The sequence below is a fragment of the Pseudomonas sp. 51_B genome (assembly GCF_017491595.1).
In the GTDB taxonomy this organism is placed as follows: Bacteria; Pseudomonadota; Gammaproteobacteria; order Pseudomonadales; family Pseudomonadaceae; genus Aquipseudomonas; species Aquipseudomonas promysalinigenes.
Genome location: NZ_JAFGYW010000003.1, coordinates 141,436 through 159,173, shown reverse-complemented (window position 1 = coordinate 159,173; position 17,738 = coordinate 141,436). Strand labels below are relative to the sequence as shown.

Sequence of the window (17,738 nt, the reverse complement as noted above, 5' to 3'; positions counted from 1 at the left end):
CTTCATGGCGAGCACACAGCTGTTCACCCTTGGGTTCGGTGTGACTGTCAGCAAACCATTGGGCCAGGTCATCGACCTGCGGCAGCAGGAAGTTGGACGTCTGCGCAGGCAGGTCGATGGCATCCGCCTGGGACGGTTTGTCGGCGAGGTTATCCGGCTGGGGCTGGAGCTTGAAAAGCTGCGCGAAATCGAGCAGCAAACGGCCCAGGCCCCGCAACACGTAAAACAAGGCCGAGCATCGCATCTGCAGGATGAAACCGTGGCAATCGCCAGGTTGCGCCAGCATTACCAGATGCTTGGCAATGTCATCGCAGGGCTGTCCCGATTGCGCCCGGCTTCGGGCTCGATGACCGTCAATGTCTTTCAGCAATGGCACACGATGGTGCAACACCCTCAGCGCGCGGTCGTGCCGCGCAACGAGGCACCCATTGCTGAGTCGAGCACCCTGCCCGAATTGGGCTCAGCCCCCGTATCCAGCCCACAGCCGATGCCGCCCCCGGCGCAGGCATCGAGTCAGCCTTTCATTCGGCCGCAGCCGCCAAACATGGCGCCACCAGCCCCCGCGCAGCCACGCGAGCCAGCGGCCAGGTCTGAAGCGGCGACAGCTTCCGCCACACTGGGGCGGGCCACGCTGGCGGCTGCCGGCCTGGGGGCGGTGGCCTATGGAGGTTACCGAGGCGGGCGTTGGTTGATAGGCCGCCAATCACCTCGCAACCAGCGGCAGGCGCGCAAGGCAGTTGGCGAGCAGTGGCAAGACAGCCGCGTCGATGCAGTGGGCAAGATCACCAAAGCGCTGGTTACCGCCGACGATGGTCGCCAGGCTGCGCGGGGTGCTGGCGCGGCAGTGGGGGAAGCCGCAGGGCGCTTGCTCGGAACGCTTGTGCCACTGCTTGGCAAGACGGGTGGCAAGCGCAAAGCAAGTAAGGCGCAGCGTGAGCAGTTAAGCAAACTGGGTGGTTATCTGGGCGAAGCATTGGGGGATGCAGGGGGCGGTATTCTGCATGATTGGGTCAGGGCTGAACCTGCGCAAGTAATAGCCGCCGAGCCTAGCTCTGGCCCTTCGTTTTCTGCACAAACCGCTGAACCCAGCGTTGAGCAACAACCGCCTTCAGCCCCAGGGCTTGGTCATGCGTTAGCCGGCGGCCTATCGGCCGTCGTCGCCGGGCATGTTGTTCGCAACCGCGTGCGCAAACTGCCGCGTGCTACCCGACGAAGCGCTGCCAATGCATCGCGTCAGCAGTGGCAAGCGACCCGCATCGATCTGCTCGGTGAGGTAGGCAAGGCGCTGATCACCTCTGACGACAATGAACAGCGGGCACGCGGAGTAGGCAGCGCGCTGGGCGGAATGGCCGGTCGGATGCTCGGGGCTGCCTTGCCGCGACTGGGCAAAGGCCGCTGGGGTAGAAAGTACGGCAGCAAGCTTGGTGGGTATGTGGGTGAGGCCATTGGTGATCTGGCCGGGGCAAGTGCGGTCAGAGGGTTCACCAAGGACGATGCGCAAACCCCACGCAGTGATGCGACGCTGCCAGCGCCAGGGCAGGCGGCAGAGCTGCCTGGCATGCCGCAGCCCGCTCAGCCGTTAACCAATAGCGAGCCTAGCGGTGTCTCGCCCATGTTCGAAATGCTCATGCCGGCTGCCCTTACGCGGCTTGCCCCAGCGGGCCCGCTGCTCAAACGGATCCCGGCGTTGGCAGTTTTGAACGCTGCCGGGCAGATCGCGCAGACCGCCAGCGGCGAGGGCAGCACTGCCCAGAAAATGGAAGGCTATGGCCGTGCGGTCGGTGGGCTTGGTGGCAGCTTGGCAAGTGTTGCGGCTGGCGCGGCACTTGGTTCGGTCATCCCGGGTGTAGGCACCGTGATAGGTGGCCTGGTGGGGTGGGCGGGCGGTGCGTTGTTGGCAAACGGCGGTGAGGCTGCTGGCGGCTGGCTGGGCAAAACCCTTGCAACGGTACTAGGCGCTGGCGATTCCCCTAATAGCCAGCAGGCCGAGCAACGCCCGGCTCAACCTCCGGCTGCCCAGCCGCTCACTGGCCCCCAGCCTGTGGCCACGCCACCGGAGGTGACCCAGCATTTTACCTTCACCGCCAACATGCCCGTGACCTTCAACAACAGCTTTGAAGACCCTAACACCCTGCAGCAACTGGAAGCCATTGCCCGTCGCGTGCTCGACGACCTGATGCGCCAGGCGCGCGCGGTGCAAATGGCCGATCAACCACAGCCCTGAGGAGCACCCATGACCTACCTGGATGAGTTGCAAGGTGGCTTGCATGCACTGGTCAAGGCCAGCGAGCAGGGGCGGCGGCGTGCCGATGCCATGCTCGACCCCATGAACCAGGCGGTTGGCCATGCCAAGGAGGCAGCCAGTCAACTCCAAGCCTTGCCATGGATCGGCCCGCAAATCGGCAAGCGTTTGCAACGCACGATGCGCGCCATCGATGCCGCCAAGCAGCGCGTGGACAAGGTGGTGGCCAAGTATGACCAAAGCCTCGAAGTGGTGCGCAAGGTGCGCGACCGCGTCGATGCCTTTGAAGAACACCTGGGCAAGGCCGGCGCGGCTATTGGGCAAGTGGTGGGGGACGTACGTTCGGCGGCCAACGGGGTACTTTCGACCTTCGGCTTCGCGCCGCAGGCAACCCCAGCAGCCGAAGCGATCAAACCGTTCCCGCACCTTTTGGTCTTGCAGCCGCTGCAGCCTAACACCGCACCGTACTACTTCAACCTCGATACCACCGCCTTCGATCAGCTGCGGCGTCAGACGCAATTTCGTTGGGCCGCTCAGGAGCGCTTGAGCCGTCAGAGTGCTCAGCAGGCGGTCAGCCTGGGCGATGAAAGCATCAGCATTCGTGGCGCGATTTTCCCTGGCTTCAAGGGCGGCCTGGGCCAGTTGCAGGCACTGCGCAGCATCGGCCGCCAACTGCTGCCCCTGTCGCTTACCACAGGCTACGGCGAAGTGCTCGGCACCTGGTGCCTGACCCGCATCGAAGAGGAACAAGGCGCTTTGCTGGCCGGTGGTATCCCCCGAAAACAAGGATTTTCACTGGAGTTCATCAGCTATGGACAAGATATGCAAAACCTCTGAGGGCGACCTGCTCGATACCCTTTGTCAGCACTTCTACGGGCATCTGGACGGCAGCGTCGAGGCTGTTCTACAAGCCAATCAGGGGTTGGCTGAACAGGCCCAGCCGTTTCGCAGTGGGGTCATGATCCGCTTGCCGCCGTTGACACCAGCGCCGGCCAAAGTCGTTCAGCTGTGGGACTGATGCCATGCAACCGATATTTCGTATTCAGGCCGACGGCAAGGACATCACCGCGCTGATCAACGACCGCCTATTGTTGCTGCGTACCTCCGACAAACCGGGCATGGAATCGGACGACTTCGAGCTGCGCATCGACGCCCGCGAAGGTGTCGTGGCGTTGCCAGCGCGTGGTGCGCTGCTCGAAGTGCACCTGGGTTACGCCGGCCAACCGCTGACCCGGCTGGGGCGTTACACCGTCGATGAGGTTGAGTTGTCCGGCCCTCCCGATACCCTGGTGATTCGCGGCAAGGCCAGTGACCTGCGTGGCACGGGCAGGACCATCCGCAGTGGGAGCTGGGAGGCGGTGCCACTGCAGCGCATCGTTGCCGACATTGGCGCGCGCAACGGCTGGCAGACGGTGTGCCCGGTTCTGGTGAAGGTGCCCAGGGTCGATCAGTACAACGAGTCGGATTTCAATTTCATCACGCGCCTGGCCCGCCAGTATGACTGCACGGCCAAACTCGGCGATGGCCAACTGCTGGTGCTGCCGCGTCAGGCTGGGCTAAGCGCCTCTGGTAAGCCTCTGGGGGTGGTTGGCATTGCCCGCAGCGAGGTCAGTCAGTGGCATTTTCGCTTGGACGACAAAGCCGCCCGCAAAGCGGTGCGCACCCGTTACCAGAACACCAGCACTGGGGCATCGCAGACTATCGAAATGGTCAACGAGCAGGCTACCGAAGGCGGCCGGCCGGAGCACACCGACCGGCACCTCTACCCCAATCGCGCGGCTGCCGAACAGGCTGGGCGTGCTCGCCTGGCCAGTTTCAACCGCGAAACCGCTCAGGTTCGCCTGGACCTACCGGGCCGTACCGACCTGTTCGCCGAGCGCAGTGTCGAGCTGCAGGGTTTTGCCGATGGCCTTGATGGGCCTTATCAACTCGATGCTGTGGAGCAGGTGTTCAGCGCTTCGGGTTGGCGCACCACAGTGCAGGGCAATGGCGGTAAGGCGGGCAAGGTCAACACCAAAGGACCTGCGCCCCGCCGTCAGGCCGCGCTCAAGGCTTGAACGATGATACAAGGAGTGTCAGACATGCTCACCGAAACGCAATTGTTGCAGATTCTGCCGAACGCCCGCCCTGTTGCGGGCGTTTTTCTTGCGGCACTCAATATCACCCTGCCACGCTGGGAGATCGACAATCCTATGCGCGTGGCGGCTTTCCTCGCCCAGGTTGGCCATGAGTCCGGCCAGTTCCGCTATGTGAAGGAACTGGGCAACGACCGCTACCTTGCGCGCTATGACACCGGCAGCCTGGCCTTGCGCCTGGGCAACACACCGCAGGCCGATGGCGACGGCCAGTTGTATTGCGGGCGCGGCCTGATCCAAGTGACCGGGCGTAACAACTACCAGGCTTGCAGCCGTGCGCTGTTCGGCGACGAGCGCCTGCTGGTGCAACCGCAGTTGCTCGAGCAGCCGCGCTGGGCCTGCGAATCGGCGGCATGGTTCTGGCACTCCAGAGGGCTCAATACCCTGGCCGATCGCGGCGAGTTCAACCGCATCACGCGGCACATCAACGGTGGGCTCAATGGGTTGCAGGCCCGGCTGAAGCTCTGGGCGCGTGCACGTGAGGTGCTGTGTTGAGCCGTGTGCAGTTGGCGCTTGGCACGCTGCTGCTGGCGCTGGCTGCCGTGCTGGCCTGGCAGGTGCAAGGCTGGCGCTACGGGCGGCAATTGGCACAGTTGGAGCAAGCACAGGCCAGCGGCGAAATTGCCCGGCTGCTGGCTGAGCGCGAGCGGCGTCAGGCACTGGAGCAGCGTCTGGCGGAAAGTGAAACCCGTCATTTCAAGGAGCTTGCCGATGCACAACATGCTCAGGCTCGCCTGCGTGACCGCCTTGCTACTGCCGATCTGCGGCTGTCGGTCCTCGTCGAGCGCGACACCCTCTGCAGCCCAGTGCCCGCCGCCGCCAGCGCCGGCGGGGTGGATCATGCAACCGTACGCGTCGGACTTGAGCCGGCGCATGCTCGACGAATTATCGCCATCACCGACGAAGGCGACAGAGGACTGATCGCGCTGCGGGCCTGTCAGGCGTATGTTCGTGGCTTGCGGCCCTGAGCCCTTGCCTGGCGCTATCAGGGTGGTAGGGTAGTGCGCAGCCTTGAAGGAGCTCGCCATGGACCCGATCACCGCCTTATCCACCCGCCTGGGCGAACATCTGCGCCTTTTGAATGCCCAAGTGACCACAGCCGAATCTTGCACTGGCGGCGGCATTGCCGAGGCCATAACCCGGGTGCCCGGCAGCTCGGGCTGGTTCGAAGCCGGCTACGTGACCTATTCCAATGCCCAGAAAACACGGCAGTTGGGCGTGCCCGAGGCGCTGTTCGCCCAGGTTGGTGCGGTCAGCCAGGAGGTAGTGGAAGCCATGGTTCGAGGTGCCCAGGCTGCCAGTGGTGCGCGGTTTGCGGTGGCGGTCAGCGGCGTGGCCGGGCCCGATGGCGGTTCGCCCGCTAAACCGGTGGGCACTGTCTGGATTGCCTGGGCCGATGGCAGCCAGGTCAATAGTGAGCGCCGGCACTTCAACGGTGACCGTGACGCCGTGCGTCGACAGACGGTGATCGCCGCGTTAGACGGCTTGTTACAGCTTGGTGCCGAGTAAATCGACGACAGGGGTTTGCTCGCGCGCTTGCCTGTGGAATAATACTGGCTACTTATACAGGTATTCCGGCCGTCAGGGCCAAGTCGAACACGTGAGGATTTCAATGGACGACAACAAGAAGCGCGCCTTGGCTGCGGCCCTGGGTCAAATCGAACGCCAATTCGGTAAGGGCGCAGTCATGCGCATGGGCGATCACGAACGTCAGGCCATCCCGGCGATCTCTACCGGCTCCCTGGGCCTGGATATCGCGCTCGGTATTGGCGGTCTGCCAAAAGGGCGTATCGTCGAAATCTATGGTCCGGAGTCTTCGGGTAAAACCACGCTGACCCTCTCGGTCATTGCCGAAGCCCAGAAAAACGGCGCTACCTGCGCATTCGTCGACGCCGAACACGCACTCGACCCCGAATACGCTGGCAAGCTGGGCGTCAACGTCGATGACCTTCTGGTTTCCCAGCCGGATACCGGCGAGCAGGCGCTGGAGATCACCGACATGCTGGTGCGCTCCAACGCGGTTGACGTGATCATCGTCGACTCCGTGGCTGCACTGGTGCCCAAGGCCGAGATCGAAGGCGAAATGGGTGATATGCACGTGGGTCTGCAGGCGCGCCTGATGTCCCAGGCGCTGCGCAAAATCACCGGTAACATCAAGAACGCCAACTGCCTGGTCATCTTCATCAACCAGATTCGTATGAAGATCGGTGTGATGTTCGGTAGCCCGGAAACCACCACCGGTGGTAACGCCCTTAAGTTCTACGCCTCCGTACGCTTGGACATCCGTCGTACCGGCGCGGTCAAGGAAGGCGACGAAGTGGTCGGCAGCGAAACCCGTGTCAAAATCGTCAAGAACAAGGTTTCGCCTCCGTTCCGTCAGGCCGAGTTCCAGATTCTGTACGGCAAAGGTATCTACCGTAACGGTGAGATTATCGACCTGGGTGTAGCTCAAGGCCTGGTCGAGAAGTCTGGCGCCTGGTACAGCTACCAAGGCAACAAAATTGGCCAGGGCAAAGCTAACGCCGCCAAGTACTTGCACGAAAACCCGGCTATTGGCACTGAAATCGAGCGTCAGATTCGCGAGAAGCTGCTGAACGCGGGCGCTGTTGCTGCTGCGGGCAAGGCTGCTGCCGTCGAAGCCGATGCCGACGACATGGCTGACGCCGACGCTGGTTACTGATAGCTGCTGGTATGTCCGCCGTGCTAGACACCCCCGTCGCCGTCAGGCGGACAGCCATGGACCTGCTCGCTCGTCGCGAGCATGGTCGCGTCGAGTTGACGCGCAAGCTGCGTCAACGCGGAGCGTCGGACGAGCTGATCGAGCCTGCGCTCGATCGGCTTGCCGAAGAAGGGCTGCTTAGCGAAGCCCGGTATCTAGAAAGTTTCATCCGTTACCGCTCCGGTGCTGGCTATGGCCCTGCGCGCATTCGCGAGGAGTTGGGCCAGCGCGGCCTGAGTCGTAGCGATATCGAACAGGCACTGCGTGAGAGCGAAGTGGACTGGGCGAGGCTGTTGCGCGATACCTGGCAGCGAAAGTTTGCAGGGCAGCGTCCCCATGACCCTCGAAGTCGTGCCCAGCAAACTCGGTTTCTTGCCTACCGCGGGTTTCCCATGGACTTGATCGGCCGACTGCTCAGCGGTCGGGATTTGGACGACTATTAGGTCAGGCTTGTAACCCCATAGGCGCTTCGCGCCGCCACTAGCTGACCTTCAATGCCTCCCGCGCCCGCTGGGTGGTATGCATCGGTTCTGGCTTGGCCCAGTTTTCTGGCAAGTTGATGAAATCCACCAGTTCCCTAAGGCGCCCTTGATCACGGCCATTGAACGCGAATGTCAGGCGTGTGAGGTGGCTGAAGTTGCCTACCTCGTTTTCGGCTCCGCTGTCGGCCTGTTGATGATACCGACCGCTCAGGCGCAAGTCGGCAAATCCCTCCTCGATGTCATGCAATGCGGCTTCGTTTAGCCGGTGATGCATGCGAATCACGAACTGATTTTTCAGCCAGCGGCTGGAGTGGTAGTTACTGTAGAACTGGTTGATTTCTTCAACGGCCTCGTCAGCGCTATGCACCAGGCGCACCAGCTTCAAGTCAGTGGGCAGGATATAGCGGTTCTCTTCGAGTTGATGGCTAATGAAGTTCAGGCAGTCACGCCAGAATGAGCCACCTGGGGAGTCCAGCAACACCACTGGCACCAGCGGGCTTTTGCCGGTTTGGATCAGAGTCAGTACCTCGAGTGCTTCATCCAGTGTGCCGAAGCCGCCGGGGCAGAGTACCAACGCGTCTGCTTCCTTGACGAAGAACAGTTTGCGGATGAAGAAAAAGTGGAACGGCAGCAGCTTATCGGTGCCATCAACCGTTGGGTTGGCATGCTGTTCGAAAGGTAGGGTGATGTTGAAGCCAAGACTGTGGTCACTGCCGGCGCCTTCGTGGGCCGCAGCCATGATGCCACCCCCTGCTCCGGTAATCACCATGAGGTTGGACCGGGCGAGGGTTGCTCCAAGCTCCCGGGCCAGTGCATACATGGGGTGTTCCACAGGCGTACGAGCAGAGCCGAACACGGTGACCTTGCGACGCCCGCGGTAGCGCTGAAGCATTCGGAACGAGTGGTCCAGTTCGCGCAAAGCCTGCAGGGTGATCTTCGCGTTCCAGCGGTCAGCGTCGTCATGGGCCATGCGCAAGACCGTTAGCATCATGTCGCGGTAGAGGGGCAGGTTAGGGCTATTGGGGGCGACCAGTTGCAGTTGTTGGTCGATCGTACTCAAGTCGATGCCGTGTTCTCTGAAGTGATTGAACAGCAGCTCATTGGATTGGTAAGGCATTCAACGTCTCCTTCTGCAGCAAAACCTCTGACCGGGCCGATGATCTGGCTCGGCCGCGACACTACGTGTGTCGCTGGCTGCCGTGACTCGAGTGTGCATCTCGAGCATTGCAGTGGGCCTTCAAGGCCGTGATGCAGGCTGTTTTGATTTTTCAGGGGCTTCGCTATCAATCTAGACCGTTGCGCTTCATCGCGCCGGGCCGAATGACTTGGCCGCTCGTCGGCCCGCAACCATGGGCACGGAGGGTTTGGTTAACTGGAGAAGCGAAAGGTGCCGATGCGGGAGGTGGCGGTATGCATCGCTTGGTCATCGAAGTAGACCGGCAGCTCTACCAGCAGCTGGAAAATGCCGCTCAGGCACACCATGTAAGCCTGGAAGTTGAATGCCGCCGTAGGTTGGCAGCGCTGGAGTGCCAGTCACGTTATGTGCAGGCCGTGCTGGCAGAGATGCGCGCCGAGGAAGAGCCGCAGCGCGCGGCAGGGGAGCAGGCGACCTAGCTACTTCTTTTTGTTGCCAGCGGTGCAACTGGCGGCATCGAAGGCCTGGTCCATGACCGGTTGATTGGTCTTGTACACGCTGAACCGGTAGACCATCACCGCACCTTTGGACATCAGGTTACGGAACCCACTATTGCGGCAAACGCTATCGCCCAGCTGGCTACGCACTTGCGCAGGGTTTTCCTGCATACGCGCGGCATGCTCGGGGCGCACGCTCAGGTGGTTGACCAGCGCCTTGCCTTCTACGGTGTAGCCCTGGTCGAGGATGTCTTCATTGATGGCGCGGGGAGTGCCGACACTGCTTTGAGTGGCCACCTTCTGCAGCAGCTTGTTGAGCTCGAACTCCTGCTTGGAGGCGGCCTGGGCTACCAGTGGCAGGGTCAGCAACAGGCTCAGGGCCGGGACGATAAAACGCAGCATGAATCTCTCCTGGTTCGATAACTGGCGCTTTGACATGCGCCGGCGGCGGGCGTTCCATGAAAGGCGCTGCATCGCAGGCACGTCCAGGTTGGCCAATGACGCCGATTATAGGGGCACGCCCCCCTCGCTGCACGGCCAAATGACGCGGGCTCTGCTAGACTAGCGCTTTGCTTTTGCCGAGTTACCCCCCGTGTTCAGTTACCATCCCGTCACCGGTTCGCGAGCATGAGCCATGCAGTAGCACGCTTGCGTGCCGAGCGCCTGGCGCGTAGCAACAAGCCTTTCATCGCCCGTGGATCGCGCGCCGAGCGTTGCCCTGCTTGCCGGGTGATCGCCACCCATTGCTTATGCGCCTGGAAGCCCAAGGTGCAGGCCGACTCAGGCGTGTGCTTGATCATGCATGACACCGAGCCATTGAAACCGACCAACACCGGCTGGTTGATCGCTGACCTGATCGAGGACACCTGCGCCTTCGGCTGGTCGCGCACGTCGGTGGATGACCGCCTCTTGGCGCTGCTCGACGACCCGCAATGGCAGCCTTTTATCGTCTTCCCCGGCGAGTTCGTTGCCCAGGAGCGGGTGGTGAGCGAGGTGGTAGGTGAACCGGGCAAGCGCCCGTTGTTCATCCTGCTCGATGCCACTTGGACCGAAGCTCGCAAGATGTTCCGCAAGAGCCCGTATCTTGATCGGTTTCCGGTTCTGAGCCTGCAAGCCGAGCAGATGTCACGCTATCGCCTGCGTCGGTCCAAACGCGATGACCATTTCTGCACTGCCGAGGTCGCTGCAATGTGCCTGGACCTGGCCGGGGACACTCAGGCTTCGCAGGCACTGGATGCTTATTTGGACGTATTCAGCCTGCATTACCTGAGCGGCAAGCGGCGGCTGCCGGTGGATGAACAGGACGACATCCACCAGCGTTTGCATACCTTCCTATAGTCCAAGGGGCATAGACCCTTATTTGGTACATAATGTTGGGGCTGGCAGCCGGGATGGGCAAGCAGGCAGGGGCGTGGGTATGCCCTCCGTGCTCGGTATCCCTGGCGCCGATTCCCCCCAGGCGCTTCCCTACTCTATGCGCCTGGAACAGAACAGGATCCATAGATAGATGGCCACTTACGAAATCCTGATAGCCGATGACCACCCGCTGTTTCGTAGCGCTCTGCGCCAGGCCGTTACCCTTGGCCTGGGTGCGGACGTGCGCCTGGTTGAGGTGGCGAGCATCGCCGAACTGGAGACCCGCCTGAGCGAAAAAGCCGATTGGGACTTGGTGCTGCTCGACCTGAACATGCCGGGAGCCTATGGCTTCTCGGGGCTGGTGCTGCTACGTGGTCAGTATCCGCAAATTCCGGTGGTGATGGTTTCGGCTCAGGAGGAAGCCGCGGTTGTGGTGAAGTCCCGCGAGTTCGGTGCCAGCGGCTTCATTCCCAAGTCCAGTGGCCTGGAAGTCATTCAGGACGCTGTGAGGAAGGTGCTCGATGGCGAGGTCTGGTGGCCAGCGCAGGCTTTCGAAAAGGTCGATGTCTCGGCCGAAGCCAAGGCTGCCAGCGAAGGGCTGGCCAGCCTCACGCCACAGCAGTTTCGAGTGCTGACCATGGTCTGTGAAGGCTTGCTGAACAAGCAGATCGCCTACGAGCTGAGTGTGTCCGAAGCGACCATCAAGGCCCACGTCACGGCGATCTTCCGCAAGCTTGGGGTGCGTACCCGAACCCAGGCCGCGCTGCTACTGCAACAACTTGAATCGGTTGCCAGCAGCTGAGCGCTTCAGTGTTCACGCTTTTTTGACCCCTGCCGCACTAGTCTGCGGCCTTTCTGCTGTGAAGTGACTCACATGACGCCATCGCCATTCAAAGGCCAGACCGGCCTGAAACGCATCTTCAACGCTGCCGGCTATTCGCTGGACGGCCTGCGCGCCGCCTTCAAGGGCGAGGCCGCGTTCCGCCAGTTGGTATTGCTCAATGTAGTGCTGATCCCGATCGCTTTCTGGCTGCCGGTCAGCCGTGCAGAGCGGGCGATCATGGTAGCCGTGTGCCTGCTTGGGCTGATTGTCGAGTTGTTCAACTCGGCAGTGGAGGCGGCCATTGATCGCATTTCGCTGGAGCGTCATCCCTTGTCGAAAAACGCCAAGGACATGGGTAGCGCAGCACAGTTGGTAGCCTTGACCATGGTTGCCCTGGTGTGGGGCGTGATTCTGCTTTAGGCAATCGCCGGTAGGACGATTTCGTCACTACGGGTGAAGCCGGCTGTGAAGTTGCGGCACAGATCCAGGAATTCACGCATCGCCGAAGTCTGATACTTCTGTTTGTGCCAGATGAAGTAGAACTGGCGCATCAGGTCCAGCTCCGGGGTTTCCACAGGTACCAGGCTGCCGCGGCGGAATGCATCCCGCAGCGCCAGGCGCGAGATGCAGCCAATCCCAAGGCCGGATTCCACGGCTCGCTTGATCGCCTCGGTGTGTTCCAGTTCCAAGCGGATGTTCAGGCTTGTGCGGTGATGTCGCATGGCCTGATCGAAGGTCAAGCGGGTGCCCGAGCCTTGCTCGCGCAATATCCAGGCCTCCTGCGAAAGGGTTTCGACATCGGCGTGCCCGGCTTTGGCAAGGGGGTGTTGCGGTGCGCAGAACACCACCAGTTCGTCCTCTACCCAGGGCTGCACTTCCAGGTCCGGGTGGTTGCAGTCGCCTTCGATAAGACCCAGGTCAATTTCGTATTGCGCCACTTGGTGCACGATGTGCGCGGTGTTCTGGACATGCAACTTCACCTGGCTTTCCGGGTGAACCTGCATAAAGCTGCCGATCAGCAGCGTGGCCAGGTAATTGCCGATAGTCAGCGTAGCGCCAACTGCCAGTGAGCCAAAGCCGGACTTACCATTTAGCAGGTCTTCGATCTCTTTGGCTTGGTCCAATAGGGCAACGGCTTGGGGCAGCAACTGGTGGCCAAGGGCATTGAGGGCCAGACGCTTGCCGGCGCGGTCGAACAGTTGGCAACTCGACTGACGTTCCAGCTCGGTGATGGATGTGCTGGCCGCAGACTGCGAAAGCGATAGCACGCTCGCCGCCCGTGACACGCTCTGGTGCTGGGCGACGGCGACGAATACCTGGAGCTGGCGTAGAGTAAATCGCATATCGATATAACCGATAACACATATCTTGATAATTCAGTTAACAGATATTGTGGCTGCCCCTAAACTATCGCGCAACTGCGCGTCTTACGCGCTGCGTTTTTCTTCAGGAGCCCTTTACATGAGCAACATGAACCACGAACGTGTCCTCAGTGTGCATCACTGGAACGACACCCTGTTCAGCTTCAAGTGCACCCGCGACCCGGGCCTGCGCTTCGAGAACGGTCAGTTCGTGATGATCGGCCTGCAACAAGACAACGGCCGTCCGCTCATGCGCGCCTACTCCATCGCTTCGCCGAACTGGGAAGAGCACCTGGAGTTCTTCAGCATCAAGGTCCCGGACGGCCCGCTGACCTCGCAGCTGCAGCACCTGAAGGAGGGCGATGAGATCATCATCAGCAAGAAGCCTACAGGTACCCTGGTACTCGACGACCTCAAGCCGGGCAAGCACCTGTACCTGTTGAGCACTGGCACTGGCCTTGCGCCGTTCATGAGTGTCATTCAGGACCCGGAAACCTACGAGCGCTTCGAAAAGGTGATCCTGGTTCACGGTGTTCGCTACGTCAACGAAGTGGCCTACCGCGAATTCATCACCGAACACCTGCCGCAGAACGAATTCTTCGGCGAGTCGGTGCGTGAAAAACTGATCTACTACCCCACCGTGACCCGCGAACCCTTCGAGAATCAGGGCCGTCTGACTGACCTGATGCGCAGTGGCAAGCTGTTCAGCGACATCGGACTGCCGCCGATCAACCCAGAAGACGACCGCGCCATGATCTGCGGCAGCCCGAGCATGCTCGACGAGACCAGCGAAGTGCTCGACAGCTTCGGTCTGAAGGTTTCGCCGCGTATGCGTGAGCCTGGCGACTACCTGATCGAGCGCGCCTTCGTCGAGAAATAAGACGTATGTCGGATCGAAAAAACGCAGACCCAGGTCTGCGTTTTTTTATTGGTGCAAGGCGGTGAGCTCAACCTTCCTTGACGACCTCCAGTACCTGTATGTGGCCTGGCTGGGGATAGTGCCAGCGCACCTGCACGTCCCAGAACTTCACCCCGTACACCCGCTCAGGCGGTGGCACCTGATAGGCGGGGCGGGGGTCCTGTGCCAGGCACTGCTCGATCAGCTCCATCAGCGGCTGGCCAAGGCGTAGCCCATGTGCATGGGCCTGGGGTAGGGCACCGTCGTTCCAGCTGACTTCGATGGCCGCAGGTGGCTCGCTGGCCATCAGGTTGCTCGCCCCGGCAACACTGTCGGCATAAGGTACATAGGGCTTGATATCCAGTACCGGAGTACCGTCCAGTAGGTCGATCCCGGATAACAGCAGCCGCCCTGGTTCCACGGCTTCCAAGCGCACCACCGATTGGCCGATACCATTGGGGCGGTGGGTGGCGCGGGTGGCGAATACGCCCATCGTCTTGTTACCGCCCAGGCGCGGTGGCCGAACCTTCAGGCGGGGCTTGTCTTCCAGTGCCTGGTGGAACAGGAACAGCAACCACACATGGCTGACCTGCTCCAGCCCAGCCACCGCATCGCCCTGATCGAACGGCGGCAGCAATTCCAGCACCCCGCGGGCGGCTGGCGCCAGCTGGGGCTGACGTGGGATGGCGAACTTCTCCTTGAAGCAGGAATGAACGATGCCGACCGGCTCAACGGTGTGCTGCATGGTCACTCAGCCGCGCACGCGAAGGGTCAGTCCCTTGAGGAAGTTACGCAGCAATTGGTCGCCACATGGGCGATAGTTGTCATGCCCGACCTTACGGAACAAGGCGCTCAGTTCCGGCTTGGACACCGGGAAGTTGACCGACTTGAGGATCGAGTGCAAGTCCTCTTCCTTGAGCTCGAAGGCCACCCGCAGCTTTTTCAGGATGGTGTTGTTGGTCACTGGAAGCTCGACCGGCTGCGGTGGGCGGCTATCGTCCTTGCCACGGCGGTGGATCACCAAACCGTCAAGAAAGTGTGCCATGACCCGCTCCGGGCAACGCACGAAGCCGGCTTCGTCTTCTTTCTTGAGGTAGGTTGCAAGCACGATCGGGTTAACTTCGAGGCCGGACAGCGCGATGATTTCGGCCATCTTGGCGTCATTCACCTTCAGCATGTAGCGCAGGCTGCGCAGGACATCGTTGTGGTTCATTGCTGATAAATCCTGTTCAGTAGCCACGCCGGGGCGTGGCGTATTGCTTAAAAACGTTCGGTGGCCGCCAGGTAGCGCCACTGCCCAACGGGCAGCTTGCCCATCGACACACCCCCCATGCGAATGCGGCGCATGCCTAGCACCTCCAGGCGCAGGTAAGCGCACAATTCGGCGATCTGCCCAGGTTGCGGGTTTTTCACGACCAGGCGCAGGTGGGTCTCGTTCTGCCAACTGGCCTTGGCCTTGGGCAGCTCGCGGTCATTGCGCGTGGCGCCGCGCGCCAGGCGCTCCAGGGCTTGAGCAGTGGTCTGGCCGCGAACTTCGATGATGTATTCCTGCTCCATGCGGCGCAGGTCGGCGTCGATCTTGCGAGTCACTCGCCAGTCTTGGGTGAACACCTGCAGGCCGCTGGCGCCACGTTCCAGCGGCGCCAGGCAGGACAGCCGAGCAAAGTGGCCGTGCAGGGGGCGTACACCCTCGCGGTGAGCCTCGCTGAGGTTGCCCATGTTGAGGTGGGTGCGGGTTGTCTCGCTGTCAGCACCGGCCGCCTGATGCGCCAGCAGGGTGACAGGGTCCAGTGCTTCGGCGCGTGCTCCGGGCAGCAGCTCGACCTGTTGAGTGTCGACTTTGAACTGAGGCTGCTCGACTACCACGCCATCGACCGCGACCCAGCCGCCTTCGATGTACAACTCGGCCTCGCGGCGTGAGCAACCGAGCTGCTCGATGAGGCGTTTGGACAGGCGGACGGGTTCGGACATGGGGGCATTCGCAAGGCAGGGAAAGGCCACCATTGTACCTGCCTGTACGCCCTTGATGATGGGAATCTCTGCCGAATCGGCCATATTGGGCGCACGGCACGACATTTTCAGACGCGACATCAACGCGTTGTAGGAATATGCCTCATGTGGAGTAGGGGATATGGCTGCCCCAGGCCATCCGTTTCCGAGCGACCGACCACTTCAAAGCCTTCGTGCAAATAAAAACCAAGGGCTTGGGTGTTCTGCTCGTTGACATCCAGGCGCTCGGCATTCAATTCGCCAACCGCATAGCGCAGTAGCCGCCTGCCAACACCCATGCCTCGACAATCGGGTGCCACGAACAGCATGTGTACGCAACCGTTGGCGACACCTGCAAAACCGTGGATGCGCTGGCGATCCCTGCAACAGACCAGCATTACCGCGTCCAGGTAGCGGCGCAGAACGTGCTCGCGCAATAGCAGAATGTAGGCGTCGGGCAGGAAGTCATGGGTGGCGCGTACCGAGTCCTCCCAAAGCTGCACCAGCTTCTCGTAGTCGCCGTAACCAGGCGTTTGCAGCGTCAGCATCGAAGCCATGGCGGTGATTCTCCCAAGGGGTGGAAGAACCATAGCAGGCGTGCTGCCGAACGGATTATGAAAGGCGCTGCGACGAGAACAAAAAAGCCCCCGCCGGTTGTTCCCGAAGCTGGGAAGCCGGCAGGGGCTTATCACGCAGCGCCGGGGTTAAACCGGCTCGGCCCACATGTCGTACTCATCGGCATCCACCACACGGCAACGGACTTTGTCGCCAGGCTTGAAGCCGTGGTCACCGTCGATGAACACACTGCCATCGATCTCCGGTGCGTCGAAGAAACTGCGGCCGACCGACCCCTGCTCTTCGACTTCGTCGATCAGCACTTCGATTTCCTTGCCGATGCGCAGTTGCAGGCGGGCAGCACTGATGGCCTGCTGATGGGCCATGAAACGGTCCCAACGCTCCTGCTTGACCTCATCCGGTACTTCTTCAAGGCCCAAGTCATTGGCCGGGGCGCCTTCGACGGGCGAGTACTGGAAGCAGCCCACACGATCGAGCTGCGCTTCGGTAAGCCAGTCCAGCAGGTACTGGAAGTCTTCTTCGGTCTCGCCCGGGAAGCCGACGATGAATGTCGAGCGGATCACCAGCTCAGGGCATTGCTCGCGCCAGTTCTTGATGCGGGCCAGGGTCCGGTCTTCGAAGGCCGGGCGCTTCATCGACTTGAGCACCTTGGGGCTGGCATGCTGGAACGGGATGTCCAGGTACGGCAGGATCTTGCCGGCGGCCATCAGTGGGATTACGTCGTCGACGTTCGGGTATGGGTACACATAGTGCAAACGCACCCAGGCGCCCAGGCTGCTCAGCGCTTCGCAAAGTTCGAGCATACGGGTCTTGACCGGCCGACCGTTCCAGAAGTCAGTCTTGTACTTGACGTCCACGCCGTAGGCGCTGGTGTCCTGGGAAATTACCAGGATCTCCTTGACGCCGGCCTTGACCAGGCGTTCCGCCTCGCTCAACACCTCGCCAACCGGACGGCTGACCAGCTTGCCACGCATCGACGGGATGATGCAGAAGCTGCAGCTGTGATTGCAGCCTTCGGAAATCTTCAGGTAGGCGTAGTGGCGCGGGGTCAGCTTGACACCTTGGGGCGGCACCAGGTCGATCAGCGGGTTGTGGTCCTGGCGTGGCGGCACGACTTCGTGCACGGCGCTGACCACCTGCTCGTACTGTTGCGGGCCAGTCACCGACAGCACGCTTGGGTGCACATCACGGATACTGCCCTCTTCGACACCCATGCAACCGGTGACGATGACCTTGCCGTTCTCCTTGATCGCTTCACCGATCACTTCAAGGGACTCGGCCTTGGCGCTGTCGATGAAGCCGCAAGTGTTGACCACCACTACATCGGCGTCCTCATAGGTAGGTACGACTTCATAGCCTTCCATGCGCAGCTGGGTCAGGATGCGCTCGGAATCGACCAGGGCCTTGGGGCAGCCCAGGCTGACGAAACCAACCTTGGGGGTGGCGGGAGTGGTGGACATGACTAACCTCGGTATTGAATGCCGTGCGCCCGGCCGTAGCCGGGTGCGAGCTTGACGGGCGCTTT

The 17,738-nt window shown here is 61.4% G+C and carries 22 protein-coding genes; 14 read left to right on the top strand and 8 right to left on the bottom strand.

What is annotated here, in order from left to right:
• Positions 1 to 4 precede the first annotated feature (4 nt).
• The 9 genes from J5M56_RS05970 to recX all read left to right on the top strand — a co-directional run bounded on the left by J5M56_RS05970 (position 5) and on the right by recX (position 7,539).
• A complete protein-coding gene (locus J5M56_RS05970) occupies positions 5 to 2,224 on the top strand; it encodes a hypothetical protein (RefSeq protein WP_207870281.1) in 2,220 nt (739 codons plus the stop codon).
• Between the two features lie 9 nt (positions 2,225 to 2,233).
• The gene (locus tag J5M56_RS05965; protein ID WP_207870279.1) at positions 2,234 to 3,079 is read left to right on the top strand and encodes a phage tail protein; all 846 of its coding nucleotides are present in this window, start codon (positions 2,234 to 2,236) and stop codon (positions 3,077 to 3,079) included.
• On the top strand, positions 3,054 to 3,260 hold the full coding sequence (locus J5M56_RS05960; protein WP_186478698.1) for a tail protein X: 207 nt from the start codon (positions 3,054 to 3,056) through the stop codon (positions 3,258 to 3,260). The genes J5M56_RS05965 and J5M56_RS05960 overlap by 26 nt, the downstream gene beginning before the upstream one ends.
• Before the next feature lie 4 nt (positions 3,261 to 3,264).
• Positions 3,265 to 4,299, top strand: a complete 1,035-nt coding sequence (locus J5M56_RS05955) for a contractile injection system protein, VgrG/Pvc8 family (protein WP_207870277.1) — start codon at positions 3,265 to 3,267, stop codon at positions 4,297 to 4,299.
• Positions 4,300 to 4,323: 24 nt separating this feature from the next.
• Positions 4,324 to 4,872 carry a glycoside hydrolase family 19 protein gene (locus J5M56_RS05950; RefSeq protein ID WP_186478696.1) on the top strand — a complete coding sequence of 183 codons (549 nt, stop codon included), beginning with the start codon at positions 4,324 to 4,326 and terminating at the stop codon, positions 4,870 to 4,872.
• Positions 4,869 to 5,345, top strand: a complete 477-nt coding sequence (locus J5M56_RS05945) for a lysis system i-spanin subunit Rz (protein WP_207870274.1) — start codon at positions 4,869 to 4,871, stop codon at positions 5,343 to 5,345. The genes J5M56_RS05950 and J5M56_RS05945 overlap by 4 nt, the downstream gene beginning before the upstream one ends.
• A 58-nt stretch (positions 5,346 to 5,403) precedes the next feature.
• Entirely contained in the window at positions 5,404 to 5,886 is a 483-nt protein-coding gene (locus J5M56_RS05940) for a CinA family protein (protein WP_186478694.1), read from the top strand.
• Between the two features lie 103 nt (positions 5,887 to 5,989).
• Positions 5,990 to 7,057, top strand: coding sequence for a recombinase RecA (gene recA, locus J5M56_RS05935; RefSeq protein WP_060479486.1), 1,068 nt, complete (start codon positions 5,990 to 5,992; stop codon positions 7,055 to 7,057).
• A gap of 11 nt (positions 7,058 to 7,068) precedes the next feature.
• Positions 7,069 to 7,539: a recombination regulator RecX gene (gene recX, locus J5M56_RS05930; RefSeq protein WP_060479485.1), complete on the top strand. Its 471-nt coding sequence runs from the start codon at positions 7,069 to 7,071 to the stop codon at positions 7,537 to 7,539.
• A 37-nt stretch (positions 7,540 to 7,576) separates the two neighbouring features.
• Here recX and J5M56_RS05925 read toward each other — a convergent pair whose 3' ends face one another.
• Positions 7,577 to 8,695, bottom strand: a complete 1,119-nt coding sequence (locus J5M56_RS05925; protein ID WP_207870271.1) for an LOG family protein — start codon at positions 8,693 to 8,695, stop codon at positions 7,577 to 7,579.
• Between the two features lie 293 nt (positions 8,696 to 8,988).
• On the opposite strand from J5M56_RS05925, the gene J5M56_RS05920 reads away from it, so the two are divergent.
• Complete coding sequence (locus tag J5M56_RS05920; RefSeq protein WP_060479483.1) at positions 8,989 to 9,192, top strand: hypothetical protein; 204 nt, start codon at positions 8,989 to 8,991, stop codon at positions 9,190 to 9,192.
• On the opposite strand, the gene J5M56_RS05915 is transcribed toward J5M56_RS05920, so the two are convergent.
• Positions 9,193 to 9,612, bottom strand: coding sequence for a quorum-sensing-regulated virulence factor family protein (locus tag J5M56_RS05915; RefSeq protein ID WP_060479482.1), 420 nt, complete (start codon positions 9,610 to 9,612; stop codon positions 9,193 to 9,195).
• 225 nt (positions 9,613 to 9,837) lie between these two features.
• Here J5M56_RS05915 and J5M56_RS05910 point away from each other — a divergent pair, with 225 nt between their 5' ends.
• From J5M56_RS05910 to J5M56_RS05900, 3 genes are all read left to right on the top strand, one after another.
• Positions 9,838 to 10,548, top strand: coding sequence for a tRNA-uridine aminocarboxypropyltransferase (locus J5M56_RS05910; protein WP_207870269.1), 711 nt, complete (start codon positions 9,838 to 9,840; stop codon positions 10,546 to 10,548).
• Positions 10,549 to 10,717: 169 nt separating this feature from the next.
• On the top strand, positions 10,718 to 11,368 hold the full coding sequence (erdR, locus tag J5M56_RS05905; RefSeq protein ID WP_060479480.1) for a response regulator transcription factor ErdR: 651 nt from the start codon (positions 10,718 to 10,720) through the stop codon (positions 11,366 to 11,368).
• Between the two features lie 72 nt (positions 11,369 to 11,440).
• Positions 11,441 to 11,809: a diacylglycerol kinase gene (locus J5M56_RS05900; RefSeq protein WP_060479479.1), complete on the top strand. Its 369-nt coding sequence runs from the start codon at positions 11,441 to 11,443 to the stop codon at positions 11,807 to 11,809.
• Here J5M56_RS05900 and finR read toward each other — a convergent pair.
• Complete coding sequence (gene finR / locus J5M56_RS05895) at positions 11,806 to 12,732, bottom strand: LysR family transcriptional regulator FinR (protein ID WP_060479478.1); 927 nt, start codon at positions 12,730 to 12,732, stop codon at positions 11,806 to 11,808. The two genes, J5M56_RS05900 and finR, sit on opposite strands and share 4 nt — an antisense overlap.
• 118 nt (positions 12,733 to 12,850) lie before the next feature.
• Between finR and fpr the strand changes: the two genes are divergently transcribed.
• Entirely contained in the window at positions 12,851 to 13,630 is a 780-nt protein-coding gene (gene fpr, locus J5M56_RS05890) for a ferredoxin-NADP reductase (protein WP_060479477.1), read from the top strand.
• Between the two features lie 67 nt (positions 13,631 to 13,697).
• Here the strand turns inward: fpr and tsaA are convergent, their stop codons facing one another.
• The 5 genes from tsaA to rimO all read right to left on the bottom strand — a co-directional run bounded on the left by tsaA (position 13,698) and on the right by rimO (position 17,673).
• A complete protein-coding gene (gene tsaA / locus J5M56_RS05885; RefSeq protein ID WP_186478690.1) occupies positions 13,698 to 14,393 on the bottom strand; it encodes a tRNA (N6-threonylcarbamoyladenosine(37)-N6)-methyltransferase TrmO in 696 nt (231 codons plus the stop codon).
• Positions 14,394 to 14,399: 6 nt separating this feature from the next.
• The gene (locus tag J5M56_RS05880) at positions 14,400 to 14,861 is read right to left on the bottom strand and encodes a DUF1456 family protein (protein ID WP_060479475.1); all 462 of its coding nucleotides are present in this window, start codon (positions 14,859 to 14,861) and stop codon (positions 14,400 to 14,402) included.
• 47 nt (positions 14,862 to 14,908) lie between these two features.
• Positions 14,909 to 15,619, bottom strand: a complete 711-nt coding sequence (locus J5M56_RS05875; protein WP_186478689.1) for an rRNA pseudouridine synthase — start codon at positions 15,617 to 15,619, stop codon at positions 14,909 to 14,911.
• 119 nt (positions 15,620 to 15,738) lie between these two features.
• The gene (locus tag J5M56_RS05870) at positions 15,739 to 16,194 is read right to left on the bottom strand and encodes a GNAT family N-acetyltransferase (RefSeq protein WP_207870267.1); all 456 of its coding nucleotides are present in this window, start codon (positions 16,192 to 16,194) and stop codon (positions 15,739 to 15,741) included.
• A gap of 147 nt (positions 16,195 to 16,341) precedes the next feature.
• Complete coding sequence (gene rimO / locus J5M56_RS05865) at positions 16,342 to 17,673, bottom strand: 30S ribosomal protein S12 methylthiotransferase RimO (protein WP_186478687.1); 1,332 nt, start codon at positions 17,671 to 17,673, stop codon at positions 16,342 to 16,344.
• Positions 17,674 to 17,738: the final 65 nt, after the last annotated feature.